The following is a 20,935-nucleotide window of genomic DNA, read 5'->3' on the forward strand; positions in this document are numbered from 1 at the left end:
TCCCACCCCCTGCTTTACTGTGGCTCCTTGCCTGGAAACAAAAAGGCCGACACCCTTTCAGGCGCCGGCCTTTACTATCTGCCGTCCGTGACCTGGTTACAGGGCGCGGGCGATTTCTTCCATCTCAAAGGCTTCGATGATGTCGCCTTCGCGGATATCGTCGTAGTTTTCAAAGGCCATACCGCACTCGAACCCTTCGCGCACTTCGCGAACTTCGTCCTTCATGCGCTTCAGGGTCTTCAGCGTACCTTCGTGAATGACGACATTGTCGCGCAGCAGGCGAACCTTGGCGCCGCGCTTCACAATACCTTCGCTCACGCGGCAACCAGCAACTTTGCCAACCTTGGTGATATTGAAGACTTGCAGAATCTGGGCGTTGCCCAGGAACTTCTCCCGCAATGTCGGCGACAGCATGCCAGTCAGCATCTGCTTTACGTCATCAATGATGTCGTAAATGATCGAGTAGTAACGGATTTCGATACCGTCACGCTTGGCCATGTCACGGGCCTGCGGGTTGGCGCGGACGTTAAAGCCCACAACCATGCCCTTGGACGCATTGGCCAGGGTGATGTCGCTTTCCGTGATGGCGCCCACACCGGACGTCAGCACGCGGACTTTCACTTCCGTATTCTCGGCCGTTAACTTCTCCAGAGCGCCGGAAATGGCCTCCACCGAACCCTGCACGTCACCCTTGATGACGATGGGCAGTTCCTTGGCTTCGCCGGCCTGGATCTGCTTGAACATCTGTTCCAGCGAACCACGGCCAGACTTGGCGCTTTCAGCTTCACGCTTCTTGCGGGCGCGATATTCGGTGATCTCGCGGGCGCGGCTTTCGCTCTCGACCACAACCATTTCTTCACCGGCCAGCGGCACGCCACCAAGGCCCAACACCTCCACCGGCATGGCCGGCGGGGCATCGGCAACATTGGCGCCGCGGTCATTGACCAGCGCGCGGACACGACCCCATTCTGAGCCGGCCACCACAATATCACCCACCCGCAGGGTGCCGCGCTTAACCAGCACAGTGGCGACCGGGCCACGGCCCTTGTCCAGTTTCGCCTCGACCACCACACCATCGGCGGTGCGGTTTGGATTGGCCTTCAACTCCAGGATTTCCGCTTGCAGAAGAATGGCTTCTTCCAGCTTGTCCAGGTTCAGGCCAGCCTTGGCGGAGACTTCAACATCCAGAACTTCACCGCCCATATCTTCCACAACCAGTTCATGCTGCAGCAGTTCCTGGCGGACGCGTTCCGGCTTGGAAGAAGGCAGATCGCACTTGTTGATTGCGACAATGATCGGCACACCCGCTGCCTTGGCATGGCGGATAGCTTCGATCGTCTGCGGCATGACACCGTCATCGGCAGCCACAACCAAAACCACCACGTCCGTGACGTTGGCGCCACGGGCACGCATCTCCGTAAAGGCCGCGTGACCCGGTGTATCGATGAAGGTGATCTTCGACCCGGACTTCAATTGCACCTGATAGGCGCCGATATGCTGGGTGATGCCACCGGCCTCGCGGGCGGCGACATCGGTCTTGCGCAGGGCGTCCAACAGCGAAGTCTTGCCGTGGTCGACATGGCCCATGACCGTCACAACAGGCGGGCGCGACCTCAGATCTTCGCTGCGATCCTGATCGCCCTTGACACCGATTTCCACGTCACTTTCCGCGACGCGGATCGGACGGTGGCCCAGTTCCTGTACCACCAACTCGGCGGTGTCAGCATCAATGGTCTGGGTGATGGTGGCCATCACACCCATTCGCATCAGTGTCTTCACGACGTCGGCGCCGCGTTCAGCCATACGGTTGGCAAGATCGCCGACCGTAATGACTTCGGGAATGATGACGTCGCGGGTAACCTTCTGAGCTTCCTGACGGCCGAACATACGCAGACGTTCACGCTCACGGGCGCGCTTGGCAGCGGCCATGGAGCGACCGCGGCGGCCTTCATCGTCCGACAGAGCCTGGGAGATGGTCATCTTGCCGCCACGACGCTTGTCGTCGACCTTGGCCTTGACAGGGGCAGCAGGCACCTTGGCCGCAGCCTTGCCGGCACCAGCCAGCTTAGCACGGCGGGCACCACCATCCTCTTCGTCGAAATCGGCGGGCGGGCGAACACCAACGGGCGCACGGGCCGTGGCAGGGTCCTGTGTCGTGGTGGCAGGACGGGCGGCGGCGGGACGGCTTGAACGATCATCGTCCGGCGCTGCGGGCGCCGCATGGCGCGACCGGCTGGTCTCGGCCCGTGTCGCAGCTTCAGCCTTGCGGGCGTCTTCTGCTTCTTTGCGCTTACGCTCGGCTTCGGCCACAGCGGCCTTCTCGGCCTCCTGAATAGCGCGAAGTTCTTCGAGTTCGCGACGACGGACCGTGTCCTCGTCCAACGGTTCGGAAGCGCGGGCTTCCGCCTCGGCTTCGGCACGGGCAATCGCCTCAGCACGAGCACGCGCTGCCGCTTCGGCGGCGACGGCCGCTTCCGCTTCGGCAATGGCGCGGGCTTCCGCCTCGGCTGCCTCCTGCACTGCCCTTTCGCCTTCAGCCTCAGCAGCGGAACGCAGGGCGCGAATACGCGCCTCACGTTCGGCGTCGCTGAGCTGCCGGGGAGCGTTGCCACGCGGTTGCGGGCCACGGCCACCGGCCGCCCCCTCGGCAGCACGCCGTGCGGCAGCGCCACCATCGGCCACACCGGGAATGGCACCTTTTTCGAAGGTCTTCTTGCGCTTGACCTCGACCGCCACTTCCTTGCCGCGTCCATGCGAGAAGCTCTGGCGCACGGTGCCGGACGCGCCTGCGCCGCCACCCGCCACTGGCTGTGCCGGGGCCGCCGGCTTTGGCTTATTGGCCCCACCCAGTCCAAGCGTCGGGCGACCACCCAGGGTCAGCACCTTTTTGTCGCGGTTTTGGTCGTTGGTATCGCTCATCCCTAATCCGACAGTAAGCCGTTGAAACCTAATACGCCCGCCCAAAGACTCAGGCGGCCGTTCCGCCGAGGGCGGAAAGCCGTGCCACTTCGCGACGCACCTGCTGTGCCAGCGGACCCGCCGCCAACACCGCATGAACCGCCTCGTCCCGGCCCAGAGCAGCCCCTAGTTCCGACCGGTCGAATGCTTCGACCAGCGGCACACCCAGCGCCTGCGCCAAGGCATGCAACTTTGTCCGACCATCGTCGGATCCGTCGCTTGCCTCCAACCACAACCCTACACTCTTTTGTCCCGCACCGCCTGCCCGGCCTATGGACCCGGAACGCAATGCAGCCTGTACCTTCTCGAAACCCGCAATGGCTCCACCGCCCTTACGGGCAAGGCCAATCAGGCCGAGCGCCCGACGCCGGATCAACCGACGCGTCAGCGTCAACAGATCCGGCACCGGCTTTACATTCTGCCGTGCGGCTTTGGCGAACAAACCCTTGGTCAGGACCTTTTCAACCAAACCCGCATCAGCCGTCAACCACAGCCCGCGACCGGGCAGGGTTTCGTCCACATCGGGCACGACCTGCTGGTCCGGCCCTACCACAAAACGGATCATGCCCGCCTTGTCCTGGACCTTCCCGCTGGCGATGCAGCGACGTAGCGGACTTTTACGGCCCGCCACGACCTCTGGTTCGTCGGCCTGCGCCTCGGCATCGAGTTCCGGCGGATAGCCGGGCGTCGTATCGGTGCCGGTGCTCATGCCACAATCCCCAATAACCAGACGGATAGGCCTTAGCCTTCCGCCCCTTCCTCGTCGGCGAACCAATGTGCACGGGCAGCCATGATTACCTCATTGGCCTCGTCCAGTGTCATCGCGTCCTTGCCGATAATGTCCAGAAGCTCATCACCGGCCAGATCGGCCAGGTCATCAAGCGTCTTCACGCCCTTTTCACCCAGCTTCACCAGCATGGAGGGCGACAGTGCCTCGATATTGGCGACAGCGTCTTCCACACCCAGTTCGCGGCGCTTGGTTTCCAGGATCTCGTTCTGCTGTTCCAAGAAAGTCACGGCGCGGTTCTGTAGCTCAGCGGCCACATCCTCGTCGAACGCTTCGATCCGGGTCAGTTCGTCAAGATCGACATAGGCGATTTCCTCAACCGAGGTGAAACCTTCATTCACCAGCAGATGGGCGATCATGTCGTCAACGTCCAAGGCCTCCATGAACAGGGCCGACCGCGACGAGAATTCCGTCTGACGGCGCTCGCGCTCTTCAGCCTCAGTCATGATGTCGATGGTCCAGCCTGTGAGCTGGGACGCCAAACGCACATTCTGCCCACGGCGACCGATGGCCAACGACAACTGATCGTCGGGCACCACAACTTCAATCTTGTTGCCTTCATCATCCAGAACGACCTTGGCCACCTCGGCGGGGGCCAGTGCGTTCACAACGAAGGTGGCCGGATCGGGTTTCCAGGGGATGATGTCAATCTTTTCACCCTGCAATTCACCAACAACGGCTTGCACACGCGAACCGCGCATACCAACGCAGGCACCGACAGGGTCGATGGAACTGTCCTTAGAGATAACCGCAATCTTCGCGCGGCTGCCCGGATCGCGGGCCACCGACTTGATTTCGATGATGCCGTCGTAAATCTCCGGAACCTCGGCCTTGAACAGGCCGGCCATGAACATCGGATGGGTACGCGACAGGAAGATCTGCGGGCCGCGTGGTTCCTTGCGTACGTCATAAATGTAGGCACGAACGCGGTCGCCGGTCTTGAAATGCTCACGCGGCAGACACTCGTCCCGGCGCAGCACCGCTTCGGCGCGACCCAGATCGACGGTGACATTGCCATATTCGACACGCTTGACCAGACCGTTCACGATCTCGCCCTTGCGGTCGATATATTCGTTGTACTGACGCTCACGCTCCGCCTCGCGCACTTTCTGCACGATGACCTGTTTGGCGGTCTGGGCAGCGATACGGCCGAAATCGATCGGGGGCAGCGGGTCGACAATGAAGTCACCGATCTGCGCCTTCGGGTTCTTGCGGCGCGCCTTGGCCAGCGTCACCTGCACGGCCTCATTCTCCACCTCTTCCACCACCTCCATGTGGCGTGTCAGATGGATATCGCCGGTCTTGCGGTCGATCCGGGCGCGGATGTCGTGCTCGTGACCATATTTGGAGCGGCCAGCCTTCTTGATGGCCTCCTCCATGGCTTCGAGCACATGCTCCTTGTCGATATTCTTCTCGCGGGCGACCGCGTCGGCTACTTGAAGCAGTTCCATCCTGGCGAACCCTGCCTTCTATCCTGGTCGTCAGACCACCCCGGCGCCGGCATCGGCGTCGGAGGGGCCATCGGTGGTCACAATATCCTGTTCGTCACTCTGTCCCTTGCGGGCGAAACGCCCCGGGCCCTTCTTTTTGGACGGCTTATCGGCCTTCACGTTGGCCGGGGCCGACTTTGGACGCTTTACGGGCTTGGCCGTGTCGTCCACATCCATCTGCCCCCCTTCGGTGCCCGCCGCCAAGCCCTGTTCAGCGGCTGCAATGCTCAGCAGCTCGTCGGTCAGTTCCAGCTTGGCCTTCGCGATCTGCGCGAAGGGGATTTCAGCAACCTCCACCATGCCAGGATCGGTTTCCACTGGCTTGGCCTTGGCCGAAACTTTCGCACCTGGCTTGCGCTTAGGCGCTGGGGCCGTTTTGGAGTCCAGTGCAATCAGCACATTCTCACCCTCGACACCGTACAGCACGCCGCGAAAGCGCTTGCGCCCATCCAGAGGGAGGTCTGTCTCAACCCGCGCTTCAAGACCCTTGAACCGTTCGAAATCTTTCAGGCGGGTCAGAGGGCGGTCGATGCCGGGGCTGGATACTTCCAGCGTGTAAGCCGAGGTGATGGGGTCTTCCACGTCAAGGAGGGCGGAAACCGCATGGGAAATGTCGGCGCAATCATCCACAGTCATAGCGCCGCCATCAGCACGGTCGGCCATGATCTGCAGCGTCGGGCGCAGCCCACCGGAAATCTGCAGGCGCACAATCTCATACCCCATGGCCTCGACCGAGGGGGTGATAATGCCACCAATGCGTTCCAGCACGTCCATTCGCGTTCAAACTCCACCCGCCACACCGGCCAGCGCCGGATAAGCAGAGCCCAGATAAACAAAAAAGGCGGGCCAAAGGCCCACCCGCAAAGCAGACCAGCCTGCCAGCGTTGCCTGCTGGCCGGTCCGTATGGGATAAAGATGAGCGCTATATAAACCCGTTCGCTGCCCTTGGGAAGGGGAATCGCCAAACCGAGGCGCATCCCTGCCTCCCGCCCCCGCCCGGCAAGGGCCTCAACCACTTCAACCTGCAGGTTTTTCGCCGGCCATATCCCGTTCGCTGACCTGTTGTTGTTCAGCCTTGGCCTGGGCGATCTGTGCCAGTCGTGTACGATAGGCGTTGACAGCGCCGCGGACCTCGTTTTCTACGGCTGTCAAGTCGGCCCGGCGGGAAGTCAGGGCGGCAACGCCCATGGCAGCGACCCGAAGGGCTTGCGGACCATGCAAGGGCTGGTCGGGCGTCGTTTTGAACTGGTCCACCGCCTTACGGATGATGGCAGCATAGGATTCTGCCTGTTTTCGAACGTCACTCTCCGGCTTTAGCCGCCGCATCATATCCTCTAAGGCCAAACCGGCGCGAAGCAAATGATCCCCCGACATGCGATCAGCCCCTGCCATCAGACCGGGAAGGGCAAAATCAATCAGAAAGGCGACCTGGAACCCCGATCGTACGATTTTCTGTTGATTGATGGCATCCAGCGAATCCGCAATCGCATCGGCGGCGCGGTTGCGGTCGAACTGCCCCAAGGCCTTCATCCGCAAGGTATTCGGTACCTCAAACAGCGGAATCTGAATTCCCTCTCGGGGTTGGCGCCGTCGGTCTGGGCCAATGTAGTCGGCGGTTACTACGAAACTCTTGCGGGCTTCAATCAGGTTGGTCAGCCGGTCCTGCACCTGTTTTGTGCTGAACGGCTTGACCATCATGTCGTCAGCGCCGGTTGAGTTGAAACGCAGCAGCAGCGGCTGTGTCGGTTGCCAAGTCGTCACGATGACCCCGACAAAGGGGTTGTGCGGTGCCTGGGCATGGCGCAGTCCCTGAACAAATTTCAGGCCACCTGGATCGGATGCATCCGCGTCAATAAACAGGAGGTCCGGTTGCACGGCGATCATCGCGGCAGACAGCTCACTGGTGTCCGGAAGGTCCAGGATCTTGTCGACCCCCATACGCGCCAGAATGCCGCGCAATAGCCGGCGGGTGTTGCTTTCGTGGTCAACAATGACCACCGCAAGCGAACGGAAATCATAATCAGGCATGGGCCGGCCCCCCCAGGCCGGATGACGTCGGATTGACCGCGCCATTGTTGGTATCGATCAATTCATACAGCCAGCATGTACGGCCCGGCAATGATACCGGCTTGCCGGTCACCGCAAGATGTTTGCCGGGCGTTGCCGTTGGCCGCCCCTCTTCGTCTCCAGTATCCAGCAGGCAGCGCCAGCTATCGCCGCTGGGCAGTGCCGGCAGGATGAACTCGGTTGCAGTCTCTCCGGCGTTGACGATCAGCAACAATATCCCGTCAAGCGCCGGCGTGCCATCAGCCGCCAAGTGCGGTCCCGCGCGGCCGTTCAAGAGCAAGCCCAGGCACCGGGCCTGACCATCACGCCACTGCTCGGCGGCCTTTTCAACCCCTTGTGGATTGATCCAGGTAATGTCTTTCACACCGTCCGCTGAAACTTCCCGCCCATGCAGAAACCGTCCCCGGCGCAAAACAGGGTGGGCGCGGCGCAGGCCGGTCAGGCGTGCCACAAACCGGGTCATTGCCTTACCTTCTTCGCCCAAACCAGGCCAGTCTAGCCAACTGACCTCGTTGTCCTGGCAGTAGGCGTTATTGTTCCCCTGCTGGGTACGCAGCATTTCATCGCCCGCTGTCAGCATTGGCGTGCCCTGTGACAACAGTACGGTGGCCAGCATGTTCCGCGCCTGGCGGCGGCGTATGGCCTTGATCTCCGGGTCGTCGGTCGGCCCCTCGACCCCGTGATTGTTGGAGAAGTTAGCGTCGTGGCCGTCGCGGTTCCCCTCCTGGTTGGCCTCATTATGCTTGGTATTGAAGGCGGTCAGGTCCGCGAGAGTGAAACCATCATGGCTGGTGACGAAATTGACACTCGACCAGGGACGACGGCGGGCATTGTCGAAGATGTCCGCCGAACCGGTGAGGCGCGCCGCCAGTTCCGGGAGCATGCCCTCGTCCCCTCGCCAGAAGCGGCGGACCGTATCGCGATACCTGTCGTTCCACTCACTCCAGCCTGATGGGAACTGGCCCACGCGATAACCACCGGGGCCGATATCCCATGGTTCCGCTATTAACTTCACCCCGGCCAGGACCGGGTCCTGGCGCACAGCATCCAGGAAACCCGCCCCACTATCATACCCATGAGACTCGCGCGCCAGCGTTGTTGCCAGATCGAAACGAAACCCATCGACATGCATATCGACGATCCAGTGTCGCAGGCTGTCCATGACCATCTGCAACACACGCGGATGAGCCAAATTAAGGGTATTTCCGGTACCGGTATGATCTTGGTAGAAGCGTTTGTCGTGCGGTTGCAGTTGGTAATAGCTGGCATTGTCGATGCCGCGGAAGGACAGGGTCGGACCCAGATGGTTGCCCTCGCCGGTGTGGTTGTAAACCACATCCAGGATCACTTCGATCCCGGCATCATGCAGGCGAGCGACCATGTTCTTGAACTCTCGGGTCGATCGTCCAGTCATGTAGCGGGGTTCAGGGGCAAAGAAACAGATACTGGCATATCCCCAGTAATTATGCAGGGACCGCTCCACCAGATGCCGGTCATCGGTGAAGCCATGCACAGGCAGTAATTCGATCGCGGTAACGCCCAGCGCCTTCAGATGGTTGATCATGGGCTGGCTGGCCAGGCCGGTGAATGTACCGCGCAGGGCCGGTGCAATGTCGGGATGGCGCAGCGTTTGACCACGCACATGCGCCTCATAGATGATGGTGTCAGTCCAGGGCACGCGCGGACGGCGTTCCAAGCCCCAGGTGAAGGCTGGATCGATTACCCGGCATTTCGGCATGCCGCGGGCATTGTCACGCCGATCCATAGAGAGGTCTTCACGCGCTGCCCCCATCCGGTAACCGAAATGCGCGTCCGACCACCGCAAGGGACCTTCCAGTGCCTTCGCATAAGGGTCCAGCAGCAACTTGTTTGCGTTGAAACGGTGCCCGCGCGATGGATCATAGGGCCCATGCACACGATAACCGTATAATAGGCCAGGCCGGGCCTCTGGCAGATAGGCGTGCCAGACATCGTCGGTACATTCCGGCAGCGCGATGCGTTCGATCTCTCGGCTGCCATCGCTGTCGAACAGGCACAACTCAACCTTCTCCGCATGGGCGGAAAACAGCGCAAAATTGACGCCCAGGCCATCCCAGGTCGCCCCCAGCGGATCGGGGCGGCCGGGCCAGACGACGGTACGCGCGGCGCCGGTGGATCGCATGGGGATGAGTTACCTTCTGTGCCAGATCAACGGCCTACAGCATGCCAAATCTTAACGGCCCGCGCCAAGGTCTTGCGCACCCGCGAAAAGCAATCGCTTAACGAATTGTTTCCCCGTCATCCTTCGTCACCATTGCTGTCTGCCGATGCAGCACGGTTTCGCGATGGATGATGTAGAGACCGGATGCCGCGACGATGGCACAACCGGCCCATAGAGCGGTGTCAGGCACTTCCGCGAAGAAGATATAGCCGAATCCGGCAGCCCAGATCATCGCCACATATTCGAAGGGTGCCAGCAGCGACGGAGCAGCCAGACGAAAGGCCTGGGTGAACACGATCTGCGCCACGCCGCCAATGATGCCGATCAACGCCAGCAGCATCAAGCCCATGGCATCAGGTGTACGCCAGCCGGGGATCATGCAGACCCCGCTGACCACACCCATGGTGGTCACGAAATAGAAGGTGATAGCGCCATTGCTCTCTGTCCGGCTCAAGGCCCGCACGAACAGCATGGACAGCGCGTAGAAAAAGGCGGCCCCCAGCGGAATGAGGGCGACCACACTGAACATGCCCTGCCCCGGCCGCAGCATGACCATGACACCACCAAACCCAACCAGCACCGCCAACCACCGCCGCCATCCGACCTTCTCCTTCAGTACCGGCACCGACAGCGCGGTCATGAACAACGGAGCAGCGAATCCGATGGCGTAGACATCCGCCAATGGCATCACGGAGAAGGCGTAGAAGAAGCCATAGGCTGCCGCCACGCCCATCAGTGAACGAGCGGCATGGGCTGTCACGCTCTTCGTGCGCAGCGACATAAGACCGCCTGTGTGGGCAATAAGCAAACCGATAGGAAGCAAAGAAAACACGGCACGGAAGAACATGATCTGCCAAGTGCCATAGGTCTGGCCCACCTGCTTGATCAACGCATCCATGATGCCAAACAGAAGGGTCGCCAGAACAAAGAAGCCGATGCCCGCCTGGGTGCGCCCGCCCATCGCCCTTACTCCGCCGGCGCACGCGATGTGACCTGCCGGCCCAGCACCGTCTCGCGATAAAGAATGTAGAGACCACTGGACACCACGATGGCCAACCCGATGAACAGCGTCCGGTCGGGGACATCGCCAAAGAGAAAGTAGCCGAACATCACGCCCCAGATGATCTGGGTATATTGGAACGGTGCGGCGACCGCCGCTGGCACTTTGCGGAACGCCGTCAGCAAACAGACGAAGGCCACCCCGCACAAGGTGCCGCCCAGGGCCGATAGTCCCAGATGGTGCAGCGTTGGCGTGCGGCCCAACCAGGGTAACATGGCGCCGAACACTGTTCCGCTGGCCAGTGTGGCGTAAAAGGCGAAGGAGACGCTGGTTTCTGTATTGCGCGCCAGCCGTGTCACCAGCATGCCGATCGAGTAGAACAGCGCCCCGGCCAGCACCGCCAGTGACCCCAGATTGATCAGTCCACTGCCTGGCCGTAACATGATCAGCACGCCCACGAACCCCACCGCGATGGCCGACCAGCGACGCCAGCCCACCGGTTCCTTCAGGATCGGGACGGCGAGGGCCGTAATGAACAAAGGAGCGGTAAAGGCCAGCGCATAGGCATCGGCGATCGGCATGCGTGAATAGGCCCAGAAGGCAAAAAAGCTGCTAAACAGGCCGCAGGTGGCGCGGATCACATGATAAAGCGGCCGGCGGGTGCGCAAATTATTGTACAGCCCGCCAGACAGCGCCGCATAGGCCAGGATCGGGCCCAGCGCAAACAGGCTGTTCAGCGCAATGACCTGGGGCACCGCATAATGCTGGGTCAACAGTTTGATGGTGACGTCCATCCCGCTGTACAGCGCAAAGGCCACAAAGGCGAGCGCAATGCCCAGCGGGAAATTCTCTTCCCCCTGCCGGGTTTGGGGGCGGGCAGCAACGGTGGACATCGGTGGCTATCAGGTTCGCGAAAAGCGGAGGGTAGGGCAGGATGGTAAGGGTCCGCCCGGCCCAGGGATAGCCCCGTCCCACGCATGTCGCCCCTGCTACCCCCCGTTCAGATTGAAGCATCCAGATTTTTAGCGAGGCAAACAGGGCCTGACATCAACATCAGCCGTATGGAATGGCTGGCATGATCCATTACAGATCATCAAGGTCCGGCAGTTGCAAATCTCTGGCCCCGGCACTGCGGACATCTGTGGTGTTGGCGCCATCGAGCACCAGGTCAGTACAAATTGCCCCGGTCAGATCGGCGCCAATCAGGTCGGCCCCGCCCAGGTCAGCGCGGGTCAGGGTGGCACCGGTGAAAACCGCCTGAATTGCCTTGGCCTTACGCAGGTGGGCGCTGCCCAGATCGGCCCGGTCAAAACGCGCGCGGCAAAGGTTGGCAGGCCAAAGACGGGTGGCATTGCTCTGTATTTGCACTGGCCCTAGATCGGCGCGCACCAAGATAGCGCCCGAACAGGTGGCGCGCTCCAGGCTGGCGCCACGCAAGTCGGCCGCTGTGAGATCAACCCCACGCAGATCAGCCAGTGACAGGTCGGCCATGGCCAAGGTGGCACCCGACAGGTCGGCGCCCCGCAGCATGGTCCGATGCATGAGGGCCGCTGAAAGCGTCTGCCCCGACAGGTCACGCCCCGACAGGTCCACGCCAGAGAGGTCGGCACGGATACCGTCTCGTCCCTGGCTATCCACCCAGATCCGGTGATCCGCCAGGATCTGGTCCAGCGAACGGCCATCGGCACACAGTTCACGCGAAAGGATCGCGCCATTCAGGTCAGCGGAACGGTGGGTGAAATCATCCATGATCACGCCGATCAGGTCAGCGCCGAGGAACTGCGTCGCGTTCAGTTCTGCCCCTGTGAGGTTGGCGCCTGACAGACGTGCGCCGGACAGGTTGGCTTCCCGCAGATCAGCACCGGTCAGATCGCAGCCCGTCAGGTTGGAATTGGACAGATTGGCCCGCACGAATTTGGTGCCGCGCAGGATGGCGTCCGTCAGGTCAGTTTGCATGACAAACGCGTTTGATATCTTGGCCCGTGACAGGTCGGCGGCGCGGATGGTCGCGACCGACATTTCAGTGCTCACCGACACGGTCTCGAACTCGTGCGCGGCGATGTCGCCATTCTTGCGCACATGCATGATGGAGCCATCGCGCAGGTCACTGTCGGACAGGATCGCCTCAGTCAGGACGGCCCCGCGCAGACAGGCGCCACGCAGGTCGGCCTTGCGCAAATCCGCCCCTTCCATATGCGCCAGGCGAAGGTCAGCCGCAAAAAGGTTGGCCCCAGCCAGATTGGCGCCTTCCAGCCGCGTGCCGAACAGCTTTGCCCCCGACAGGTCGGCGTCGGACAGGTCGAAACCCGTCAGGTCCATATGCGACAGGTCACGCAGCTTGAGATTGGCGCGTGCCCCCCCGGCCTGTCCGCGAACAAAGGCCTGATGCCGGTTATGAATAGTCTGCAGCTCCGCGATGGTGATCCGCGACCGGTCCGGCCCCCGCCCGATCTCGCCATTCATGCTGTCAATCCTTAACTCAGCTTCTTAATCGACATGATCTGAAAATTTCAACGAAGAGCCTAGCATTAGGAAGGCTAAAGTGAACATTCCGTTTCGCCCGAAGGGAAACGGATTATCGTATCAACCGCTACCTGGGGGAACGACCGACGTTCAATCTGCCCTGCGTATGCGGCCACAGGGACCCCGCCCCCCGACCGCACGCATTGACTCTCCCTTCGCCCGACTGTATGACCTTCGCCACCCTGCATTGGGTATGAATTCGGCACCGAGGTGCCCCGCCGGTCCGCGAGTGTCGCGCACTGGCGCTTTTGCGTTTGGGCGTACCCCTCGGCAAGGGCGAAAACGGGGTGCCCGGTGTCGGGATGGAAGGCAACGGATGTTCGACGGACTGACGGGACGGCTTGGCGATATTTTCGACCGCCTGCGCAAGCGCGGGGCGTTGTCGGAGGATGACGTCAACGCGGCACTGCGCGAAGTGCGTATTGCCCTGCTGGAAGCCGACGTTGCCCTGCCCGCCGTCAAGGCCTTCGTCACCGGAGTGAAGGAAAAGGCCGTCGGGACAGAGGTTCTGCGCGGCATCAATCCTGGCCAGATGGTCATCAAGATCGTCCATGACCATCTGGTGGAACTGCTGGGGTCGCAGGTCGAGGATCTGAACCTGGAGGCCGTGCCGCCGGTTCCCATCCTGATGCTGGGCCTGCAGGGCTCGGGTAAGACAACCACGTCTGCCAAGATCGCTGTCCGCCTGAAGAACCGCGACAAGAAGAAGGTGCTGCTGGCCTCGCTGGACACTCGCCGGCCGGCCGCGCAGGAACAGTTGCGCATTCTGGGCCAACAAACAGGTGTGGCCAGCCTGCCCATCATCGCCGGTCAGCAGCCGGTGGAGATTGCCCGGCGCGCCATGGAAGTGGGCCGCCTGGAAGGCTTTGACGTTGTCATCCTGGATACCGCCGGCCGCCTGGCAATTGATGAGGAATTGATGGCCGAAGTCGTGGCCATCCGCGACGCCACAAAGCCGGTGGAAAGCCTGCTGGTCGTGGACGCCATGACTGGCCAGGACGCCGTCACCGTCGCCACCAATTTTAATGAAAAGGTCGGCATTACCGGCATCGTTATGACGCGTATCGATGGCGATGCGCGCGGCGGTGCCGCCCTGTCCATGCGCCATGTGACGGGCAAGCCCATCAAGCTGATGGGTATGGGGGAGAAGACCGACGCGCTGGAGCCGTTCCACCCCGACCGTATCGCCGGCCGCATCCTGGGCATGGGCGATGTGGTCAGCCTGGTGGAGAAGGCTGCCGAGAGCATTGACAAGGAAGAAGCCGAAAAGCTAGCCAAGAAGCTGGAGAAGGGCGGCTTCGACCTGGAGGATATGCTTTCCCAGATGCGGCAGATCCGCAAACTGGGCGGCATGGGCGGGATGATGAACCTGCTGCCCGGTATGGGCAAGATCAAGGAACAGCTCAAAAACGCCAACATCGACGAGAAGATCCTGGATCGCCAGGAAGCCATCATCCTGTCGATGACCAAGAAAGAGCGTAAGAAGCCCGACATCCTGAACGCATCCCGCCGCCGCCGCATTGCGATGGGCGCCGGGGTGACCGTGGCCGACGTGAACCGCCTGATCAAACAATATCAGGACATGTCGGAAATGATGAAAAAAATGAAGAAGATGGGCCAGAAGGGTCTGCTGCGGCAGGGTCTGGGCGCATTGATGCCCAAGGGCCTTCGCTGATGTCACTCACTGCCGAAGCCCTGATGCAGCGTCTATCGCTGGACAGCCTGTGGTTCGACGCCACGCTGGCGGCCCTCCTGCATGGGGTGAACAGTACCCTATTTGCCGCCGTTCATCGGGACGGCCCGGCGCTGCGCCGTCTGGCCGGGTTGGTCGGCTTTGTCGCCTTGACAGTGGCGCTGTCTGCGCTGGTCGGGCGCGGCTGGGCGTTGGGATTTCTGGCCGTTTCCATCGCCTTTGTCTTTTATTTCCATGCCGTATGGCTGCCCAATCATGGGGTCAATGGCTGGACCGGGGAGCCACGGGACCGGTTCCTGTCTCTGACCCGACGGAAGAACCGGGCATGACCAATAAGGTACGCAACCCCGCCGCTCCGGAACATGCCACGCTGCTGACGCCGCGTCTGGTACTGAGGCCGCTGTCCTGGGCCGATACCGACGCCATGCATGCCATTCTCAGCGATGCAGAGACCATGCGCTACTGGTCCCATCCGCCCGTGACCTCGATTGAGGAGACGAAGGCGTCGATGGAAAAGGCGTTGGTGGAGGATGATACCGTTCGTACCTGGGCCGTCACCACCGATGGGCGCGACTGCTTGGGCTGGGTCACCTTGTTCGGCGTGCGCGATGGCATTGGCTGGATCGGCTACATCCTGTCGCCGGCAGCAAGGGGCAAGGGTTATGGCGAGGAAGCTGTGGCCGGTGCCCTGAACCATGCATTTGGCGCCTGGGGCCTGCATCGTGTCGCTGCCAATATCGATCCGCGCAACCACCGCTCGGCAGGCCTGCTGCTGCGCCTGGGCTTCACCTGGGAAGGTACGCAGCGCCAGGACTTTGTTTATGGTGGCACTTATCTGGATACCGGTGTCTTTGGCATCCTGGCATCGGATTGGGACAAGCGGCGGCAGAACCAGCCGGTCGCGCTGCCCAGCCTGCGCCATGGTCCGGCCGTGTTACGCCCGCTGAAGGCCAGCGACGCCGACGCCCTGCATGCCGCCTTTGGCGATGCGGACAGCATGCGGTACATGCCGCATCAGGCCCATGAAAACCTTGAGCAGACCCACGACAAGATACTGTCCATGGCGTCGGGCGCGCGGGCGGGATGGCATTGGGCGATCACCCGCGATGGGGTGGAATGTGTGGGCTGGGCTCTGCTGCTGAAGGAGACACCGGCGCAGGTGAGCCTGGGCTATATCCTGACGCCTGCCGCACGCGGCCAGGGTCTAGCCAGGGCCGCCACCGCTGCCATGCTGCGCTATGCCTTCACGGTTCTAAAAAAGAACCGGGTAGAGGCGGAGATCGATCCGCGCAACACCCTATCCGCCCGCGTGCTGGAGGCCAACGGCTTCGTGCGCGAAGGGATCCGCCGTCAGGGCTATGTCCGCGCGCATGGCGAGGTGGTGGATAATTGTCTTTACGGAATCCTGGCGTCCGAATGGGCGGCAGCGAATGGTGGGGATGCAACATGACCCGCCAAAAGGAATATCGCCGCCGGGGCTGATCTGATCCCGCAGCGATTATCTCTCAACCCAGATCGTTTCACCTTTTGTAAACAAGGAAGACCAACATGTCCGTTAAGATCCGTCTGGCCCGTGGTGGCTCGAAGAAGCGTCCCTTCTACTCCATCGTCGTTGCTGACAGCCGCGCCCCGCGCGATGGCGCCTTCATCCAGAAGGTTGGCACCTACAACCCGATGCTGCCGAGCGATAACCCGGCTCGCGTCACCTTGAACGAAGAAGCCATCAAGGGCTGGCTGTCCAAGGGCGCGCAGCCGACCGACCGCGTCGCCAAGTTCCTGGGCAAGGCCAACCTGATTGAGGCCCCGGCCATCGTCGAAAGCCCGAAGAAGTCCGCTCCGAAGGCCAAGGCCCAGGAACGCGCCAAGCTGGCCGCCAAGGCCGCCGCTGCTGAGTAAGTGACTGTTACGCTCCTCCCCATCATGGGGAGGAGCGTTTGTATTGAGAGAGCAGCTTGATGACCGATCGCATTTGCGTGGCCCAGATCATCGGATCGCACGGGGTTCACGGTCGCCTGCGGGTAAAGAGCTTCACCGCCGATCCCGAGGCCGTGTTCACTTACAACCCCCTGACCGACGAAGCCGGTGCCCGCAGCTTCACACTGCGCATGACCGGGATGGGCAAGGACCATTTCCTGGTCGAAGCCGCGGGCGTGAAGGGCCGCGATGCCGCCGATGCGCTGAAGGGCGTTATGCTGTTCGTGCCGCGCGACCGGCTGCCAGGTCTGGATGACGAGGACGAGTTCTATCACGCCGACCTGATCGGCATGGAAACCGTCACTGAGGGACCCGAGGGCGACGCACCCTTTGGCACCATCAAGGCCATCCATGATTTCGGCGCTGGTGACGTTCTGGAACTGGTGCATGTGTCGGGCAAAACGGTATTCGTGCCGTTCTCCCGTGCCTGTGTGCCCGTCGTGAATGTCAAGGCAGGCCGCGTGGTCATCGACCCGCCCGTCAATCTCTTCACCCCGGCCCGGCCGGACCCCGAAGAGTTGGCGGAAATGGGCGGCAAGCTGTCGCTGGACGATGAACCCACGGATGCAGCACCTGCGGGTGAGGCGTCCGAGGGTGAGGAGACCGGCGACAGCCGTTGATCCGCATGACGGAGTCCCCTGTCCCTTTCTGGCATGTGACCGTGCTGACCCTGTTCCCGGAGATGTTTCCAGGACCGCTGGGGCTCAGCCTTGCGGGAAAAGCGCTGGAAAAGGGCACCTGGACGCTGGAAAAGCTGGACATCCGATCGTTCACGCGCGATAAGCACCGCTCCGTGGACGATACCCCGTTCGGCGGCGGCCCCGGCATGGTCATGCGCCCGGATGTGCTCGATGCAGCCATCCGCGATGCAAAGGCCAAGCAGGAAGCAGCCGGTTTGAAACCGGGCCGGATCGTCTACCTTTCACCGCGTGGACGCGTGTTGGACCAGGCGCTGGTGCGAGAAATCGCCAGCGAAGGCTGTTTGACATTGCTGTGCGGGCGGTATGAGGGGATCGACGAACGGGTGATCGAGGAACATCACCTGGAGGAAGTCTCCTTAGGTGATTTTGTGCTGTCCGGTGGTGAACCGGCGGCTCTCTGTCTGATCGACGCCGTGGTCCGGCTGCTGCCGGGTGTCATGGGCAATGTCGAGACGGCAGGGGAAGAGAGTTTTGAACGGGGGTTGCTGGAGTACCCCCATTATACACGGCCACCCGTCTGGAATGGCCGTGCGGTGCCGGAGATCCTTTTGTCCGGTCACCATGAGAAGGTCCGGGCTTGGCGGCTCGAACAGGCGGAAAAGATCACGGAGGCCCGACGGCCCGACCTGTGGTCCGATTACCTGGCAAGCCGTCCGGCCCCAAAGGTGAAGAAACGCCGAGCCCGTCGGGCATCGGCAGAGCCAACCAAAACCACCGCAACCCCGGACGGGCACGGTGGCGATAGTGAAGGATGAGTAGCATGAACATTCTCCAGAAGCTGGAAGCCGAGCAGGTTGCCAAGCTGACCGAAGGCAAGAAGATCCCCGCCTTCTCCCCCGGCGACACCGTCAAGGTGAATGTGAAGGTGACCGAAGGCACGCGTGAGCGTATTCAGGCCTATGAAGGCGTGGTGATCGCCCGCAAGAACGCCGGCATCAATTCCAGCTTCACCGTCCGCAAGATCTCCTACGGCGAAGGTGTTGAGCGCGTGTTCCCGCTGTTCAGCCCGCGTCTGGACAGCATTGAACTGGTCCGCAAGGGCCAGGTCCGTCGCGCGAAGCTGTATTACCTGCGTGGCCTGACCGGTAAGTCTGCGCGTATCGCTGAGCGCACGTCGGGCCGTGGCATGAAGAACGGCCGCTCCATCGCCGAGTAATCGGACCGGCCTCAGGGCTGCGATGCAAACACCCCGCCGAAGCAATCCGGCGGGGTGTTTTGCGTTACGGTCGGTAGTAGGTCAGTTCACAGAGCCGCCAGTAGCGGCGGTATCAGGCGGGCCAGCCGATCCGCCCAGGCCTCGGCCCCCGCACTGTCCGCAATCAGGTCCTGGCGGATTTCCAGCATCAGCACGGGAAGCCCCTGTTCTTCACCATGATGGATAATGGTGAAATCGGTGCCGGTGCGCGCACTGTAGGGCTCATTGTCGCCCACCGTCAGGTCCCCCTCAGCCCTTAGGGCGGCCAGCATCGGCAAGGCCAGACGACCGTCGCGGTTCCAGAGAACACCGACCTGCCAGGGTCGCTGAAACCCGTTCATCTGGGGCGTGAAACTGTGGATGGATACCAGTACCGGTGTCTGGCCCCGAGCCTGAATGTGCGTACGTTGGGCGGCGATGGTGTCGTGATAGGGCTGATAAAGCGCTTCAAGACGCAGGGTGCGCCCGGTTTCAGACAGATCCTGGTTAGCCGGGATCGGTGTCCCATCGCTGATGGCGGGCATCAGGGTCGGGCTATCAGGCCACCGGTTGCAATCCACCACCAGCCGTGAATAGACCGACAGGACGGCACAAGCATCCAAACGCCGCACCAACCCTTCGGTGACGGCGCCAGCGCCAATATCCCAACCGATATGCCGATCAAGTTCCGTCGGTGGGACACCAAGCCCATGCAGGGCAGTGGGCACTGCTTTGCCAGCGTGGTCACAGACCAACAGCAACCGGCTTGTACTGTCCGGGTTCAGGATGCGGACGGGCGCCGGATCGGCGGTGGTCAGCAGGGTTGGGGCGGCGATATCCATGCCTTTCTGATTATCGCAATCCAGGTCGTGGCGAAAGCGCTCGTGATCACCGCCCAATCAGCCAGCGCAGCAACCGGTCGATACGGTCGCCATAAGGAGGACGTACAAGGCGGGATGCACTGAACTGGCTGGCGTAGAACAGGGGGCGTGCCTGGCTGAACGTCCGGAAACCGGCCTCGCCATGATAGGCACCCATGCCGCTTTCGCCGATTCCACCGAACGGCAAAGCGTCCTGAGCCGCGTGCAGCAATGTATCATTCACCGTGATCCCACCCGCGCGTGTGCGGTTCAGCACAAAATCCACATCCGTCTTCTGACGGCTGAACAGGTAAAGCGCCAGCGGGCGTGGACGGCTGTTGACCGTTACCACCGCCTCTTCCAGCGAACGGTAAGACAGGATTGGCAGGATGGGGCCAAAAATCTCCTGCGCCATAACAGCAGCCGTTGCGGGCACATTCCATAACAGCGTCGGGGCCAGCTTGCGCTTGGCAGGTTCTAGCGCCTCGGATGCCGGGTTGATGAACCGTGCCTGGGCCCCCTGACGTCTTGCATCATCAATCAGAGCCAGCAACCGTTCGTAATGCTGGTCGCTGATGATCGACGTATAATCAGGGTTGTCACCCAGCCGTGGATAGAGACGGATCATAGCCCGTTCGACATGATCGGCGAACGCTACTTCCCATCCCTGTGGAACCAAGGCGTAATCGGGAGCGACACAGGTCTGCCCAGCGTTGAACAGTTTGCCAATGGCAACACGTTCGGCGGCGGTTTCCAGATCGAAGCCGGGACCGATAATCGCGGGTGATTTCCCGCCCAGTTCCAGGGTGACGGGTACCAGACCGTCAGAAGCCGCCCGCATGACCTGCCGGCCCGCTGCCGTTGAACCGGTGAACAGCAGATGATCGAGGGGCAGATGGCTGACGGCCTGGGCCATGTCGACCCCACCGGCGACGACAGCGACCTCAGTTTGTTCAAACACTTCGGCCAATAACCGTTCCAGCAGGGCGGTCGTGCGCGGTGTCATTTCGGATGGTTTCAGCAGCACCCGGTTCCCGGCGGCAATCGCAGTCGCCAGCGGAATCAACGCCAACTGGATCGGGTAGTTCCAAGGGCTGATAATCCCGACGACACCCAACGGCACCATTTCCACCTGTGCGCGGCCCGGCAGGAAGGGCAAGGCGACATCCACACGACTTGGCCGCATCCATCGCCTGAAATGCCGCCGTGCATGGCGGATGGCAGACAGGCTGGCATGGATATCAGCCAGTTTGGTTTCATGGGGAGAGCGGTGTCCGAAATCTTGCGACACCGCCTCAACCAATGCGGCCTGATACTTGACCAGGGCACGGGTCAAATGGTCCAGCGCATCGTCGCGTCGGCTAGGGTCAAGTCCGCCGTCACGCCGCCAACCGTCACGCAGCTGCCCGAAAGCGCTGGAAAGACGCTTCTCTGCCGACCGGGTCAGCCGCTGCCGGATCTGGCCCGATGGGAATTCGATGACGGCATCCGCCATGGTCCCTCCCTCC

At 61.8% G+C, this 20,935-nt stretch carries 18 protein-coding genes; 7 read left to right on the forward strand and 11 right to left on the reverse strand.

Features of this window, described 5'->3' with window-relative positions; translation table 11 throughout:
• Nucleotides 1-96: 96 nt before the first annotated feature.
• The 9 genes from infB to CHU95_RS06015 form a co-directional block, all read right to left on the reverse strand.
• A complete protein-coding gene (gene infB / locus CHU95_RS05975; RefSeq protein WP_094454728.1) occupies nucleotides 97-2,919 on the reverse strand; it encodes a translation initiation factor IF-2 in 2,823 nt (940 codons plus the stop codon).
• 49 nt (nucleotides 2,920-2,968) lie between these two features.
• Nucleotides 2,969-3,667: an RNA-binding protein gene (locus tag CHU95_RS05980; protein WP_094454730.1), complete on the reverse strand. Its 699-nt coding sequence runs from the start codon at nucleotides 3,665-3,667 to the stop codon at nucleotides 2,969-2,971.
• 32 nt (nucleotides 3,668-3,699) lie between these two features.
• Nucleotides 3,700-5,196 carry a transcription termination factor NusA gene (nusA, locus tag CHU95_RS05985; protein ID WP_094454732.1) on the reverse strand — a complete coding sequence of 499 codons (1,497 nt, stop codon included), beginning with the start codon at nucleotides 5,194-5,196 and terminating at the stop codon, nucleotides 3,700-3,702.
• A 30-nt stretch (nucleotides 5,197-5,226) separates the two neighbouring features.
• The gene (gene rimP, locus CHU95_RS05990) at nucleotides 5,227-6,009 is read right to left on the reverse strand and encodes a ribosome maturation factor RimP (RefSeq protein WP_094454734.1); all 783 of its coding nucleotides are present in this window, start codon (nucleotides 6,007-6,009) and stop codon (nucleotides 5,227-5,229) included.
• A 243-nt stretch (nucleotides 6,010-6,252) separates the two neighbouring features.
• Nucleotides 6,253-7,263, reverse strand: coding sequence for a response regulator (locus CHU95_RS05995; RefSeq protein WP_165772038.1), 1,011 nt, complete (start codon nucleotides 7,261-7,263; stop codon nucleotides 6,253-6,255).
• Nucleotides 7,256-9,463: a glycogen debranching protein GlgX gene (gene glgX, locus CHU95_RS06000; RefSeq protein ID WP_094454738.1), complete on the reverse strand. Its 2,208-nt coding sequence runs from the start codon at nucleotides 9,461-9,463 to the stop codon at nucleotides 7,256-7,258. The genes CHU95_RS05995 and glgX overlap by 8 nt, the downstream gene beginning before the upstream one ends.
• Before the next feature lie 97 nt (nucleotides 9,464-9,560).
• The gene (locus CHU95_RS06005) at nucleotides 9,561-10,463 is read right to left on the reverse strand and encodes a DMT family transporter (RefSeq protein ID WP_094454740.1); all 903 of its coding nucleotides are present in this window, start codon (nucleotides 10,461-10,463) and stop codon (nucleotides 9,561-9,563) included.
• A gap of 5 nt (nucleotides 10,464-10,468) precedes the next feature.
• Nucleotides 10,469-11,395 (reverse strand): DMT family transporter, encoded by a 927-nt coding sequence (locus tag CHU95_RS06010; protein ID WP_094454742.1) that lies wholly within the window; start codon nucleotides 11,393-11,395, stop codon nucleotides 10,469-10,471.
• A gap of 190 nt (nucleotides 11,396-11,585) precedes the next feature.
• Nucleotides 11,586-12,965, reverse strand: a complete 1,380-nt coding sequence (locus CHU95_RS06015; RefSeq protein ID WP_094454744.1) for a pentapeptide repeat-containing protein — start codon at nucleotides 12,963-12,965, stop codon at nucleotides 11,586-11,588.
• A gap of 376 nt (nucleotides 12,966-13,341) precedes the next feature.
• Between CHU95_RS06015 and ffh the strand changes: the two genes are divergently transcribed.
• From ffh to rplS, 7 genes are all read left to right on the forward strand, one after another.
• Nucleotides 13,342-14,700, forward strand: coding sequence for a signal recognition particle protein (ffh, locus tag CHU95_RS06020; protein ID WP_094454746.1), 1,359 nt, complete (start codon nucleotides 13,342-13,344; stop codon nucleotides 14,698-14,700).
• The gene (locus CHU95_RS22050) at nucleotides 14,700-15,047 is read left to right on the forward strand and encodes a hypothetical protein (protein WP_133065448.1); all 348 of its coding nucleotides are present in this window, start codon (nucleotides 14,700-14,702) and stop codon (nucleotides 15,045-15,047) included. Before ffh ends, CHU95_RS22050 begins: the two co-directional genes overlap by 1 nt.
• On the forward strand, nucleotides 15,044-16,168 hold the full coding sequence (locus tag CHU95_RS06025; protein ID WP_165772039.1) for a GNAT family N-acetyltransferase: 1,125 nt from the start codon (nucleotides 15,044-15,046) through the stop codon (nucleotides 16,166-16,168). The genes CHU95_RS22050 and CHU95_RS06025 overlap by 4 nt, the downstream gene beginning before the upstream one ends.
• Before the next feature lie 98 nt (nucleotides 16,169-16,266).
• Nucleotides 16,267-16,614, forward strand: a complete 348-nt coding sequence (rpsP, locus tag CHU95_RS06030; protein WP_094454750.1) for a 30S ribosomal protein S16 — start codon at nucleotides 16,267-16,269, stop codon at nucleotides 16,612-16,614.
• Between the two features lie 59 nt (nucleotides 16,615-16,673).
• The gene (rimM, locus tag CHU95_RS06035) at nucleotides 16,674-17,312 is read left to right on the forward strand and encodes a ribosome maturation factor RimM (protein WP_094454752.1); all 639 of its coding nucleotides are present in this window, start codon (nucleotides 16,674-16,676) and stop codon (nucleotides 17,310-17,312) included.
• Nucleotides 17,313-17,317: 5 nt separating this feature from the next.
• Entirely contained in the window at nucleotides 17,318-18,148 is an 831-nt protein-coding gene (gene trmD / locus CHU95_RS06040) for a tRNA (guanosine(37)-N1)-methyltransferase TrmD (protein ID WP_094454754.1), read from the forward strand.
• 5 nt (nucleotides 18,149-18,153) lie between these two features.
• Nucleotides 18,154-18,549 (forward strand): 50S ribosomal protein L19, encoded by a 396-nt coding sequence (gene rplS / locus CHU95_RS06045; RefSeq protein WP_094454756.1) that lies wholly within the window; start codon nucleotides 18,154-18,156, stop codon nucleotides 18,547-18,549.
• Nucleotides 18,550-18,635: 86 nt separating this feature from the next.
• On the opposite strand, the gene CHU95_RS06050 is transcribed toward rplS, so the two are convergent.
• Nucleotides 18,636-19,409 (reverse strand): N-formylglutamate amidohydrolase, encoded by a 774-nt coding sequence (locus CHU95_RS06050; protein ID WP_094454758.1) that lies wholly within the window; start codon nucleotides 19,407-19,409, stop codon nucleotides 18,636-18,638.
• A 46-nt stretch (nucleotides 19,410-19,455) separates the two neighbouring features.
• Nucleotides 19,456-20,922: a coniferyl aldehyde dehydrogenase gene (locus CHU95_RS06055; RefSeq protein ID WP_094454760.1), complete on the reverse strand. Its 1,467-nt coding sequence runs from the start codon at nucleotides 20,920-20,922 to the stop codon at nucleotides 19,456-19,458.
• Nucleotides 20,923-20,935 lie beyond the last annotated feature (13 nt).

Origin of the sequence: Niveispirillum lacus (assembly GCF_002251795.1) — a bacterium.
Taxonomy (GTDB): Bacteria; Pseudomonadota; Alphaproteobacteria; order Azospirillales; family Azospirillaceae; genus Niveispirillum; species Niveispirillum lacus.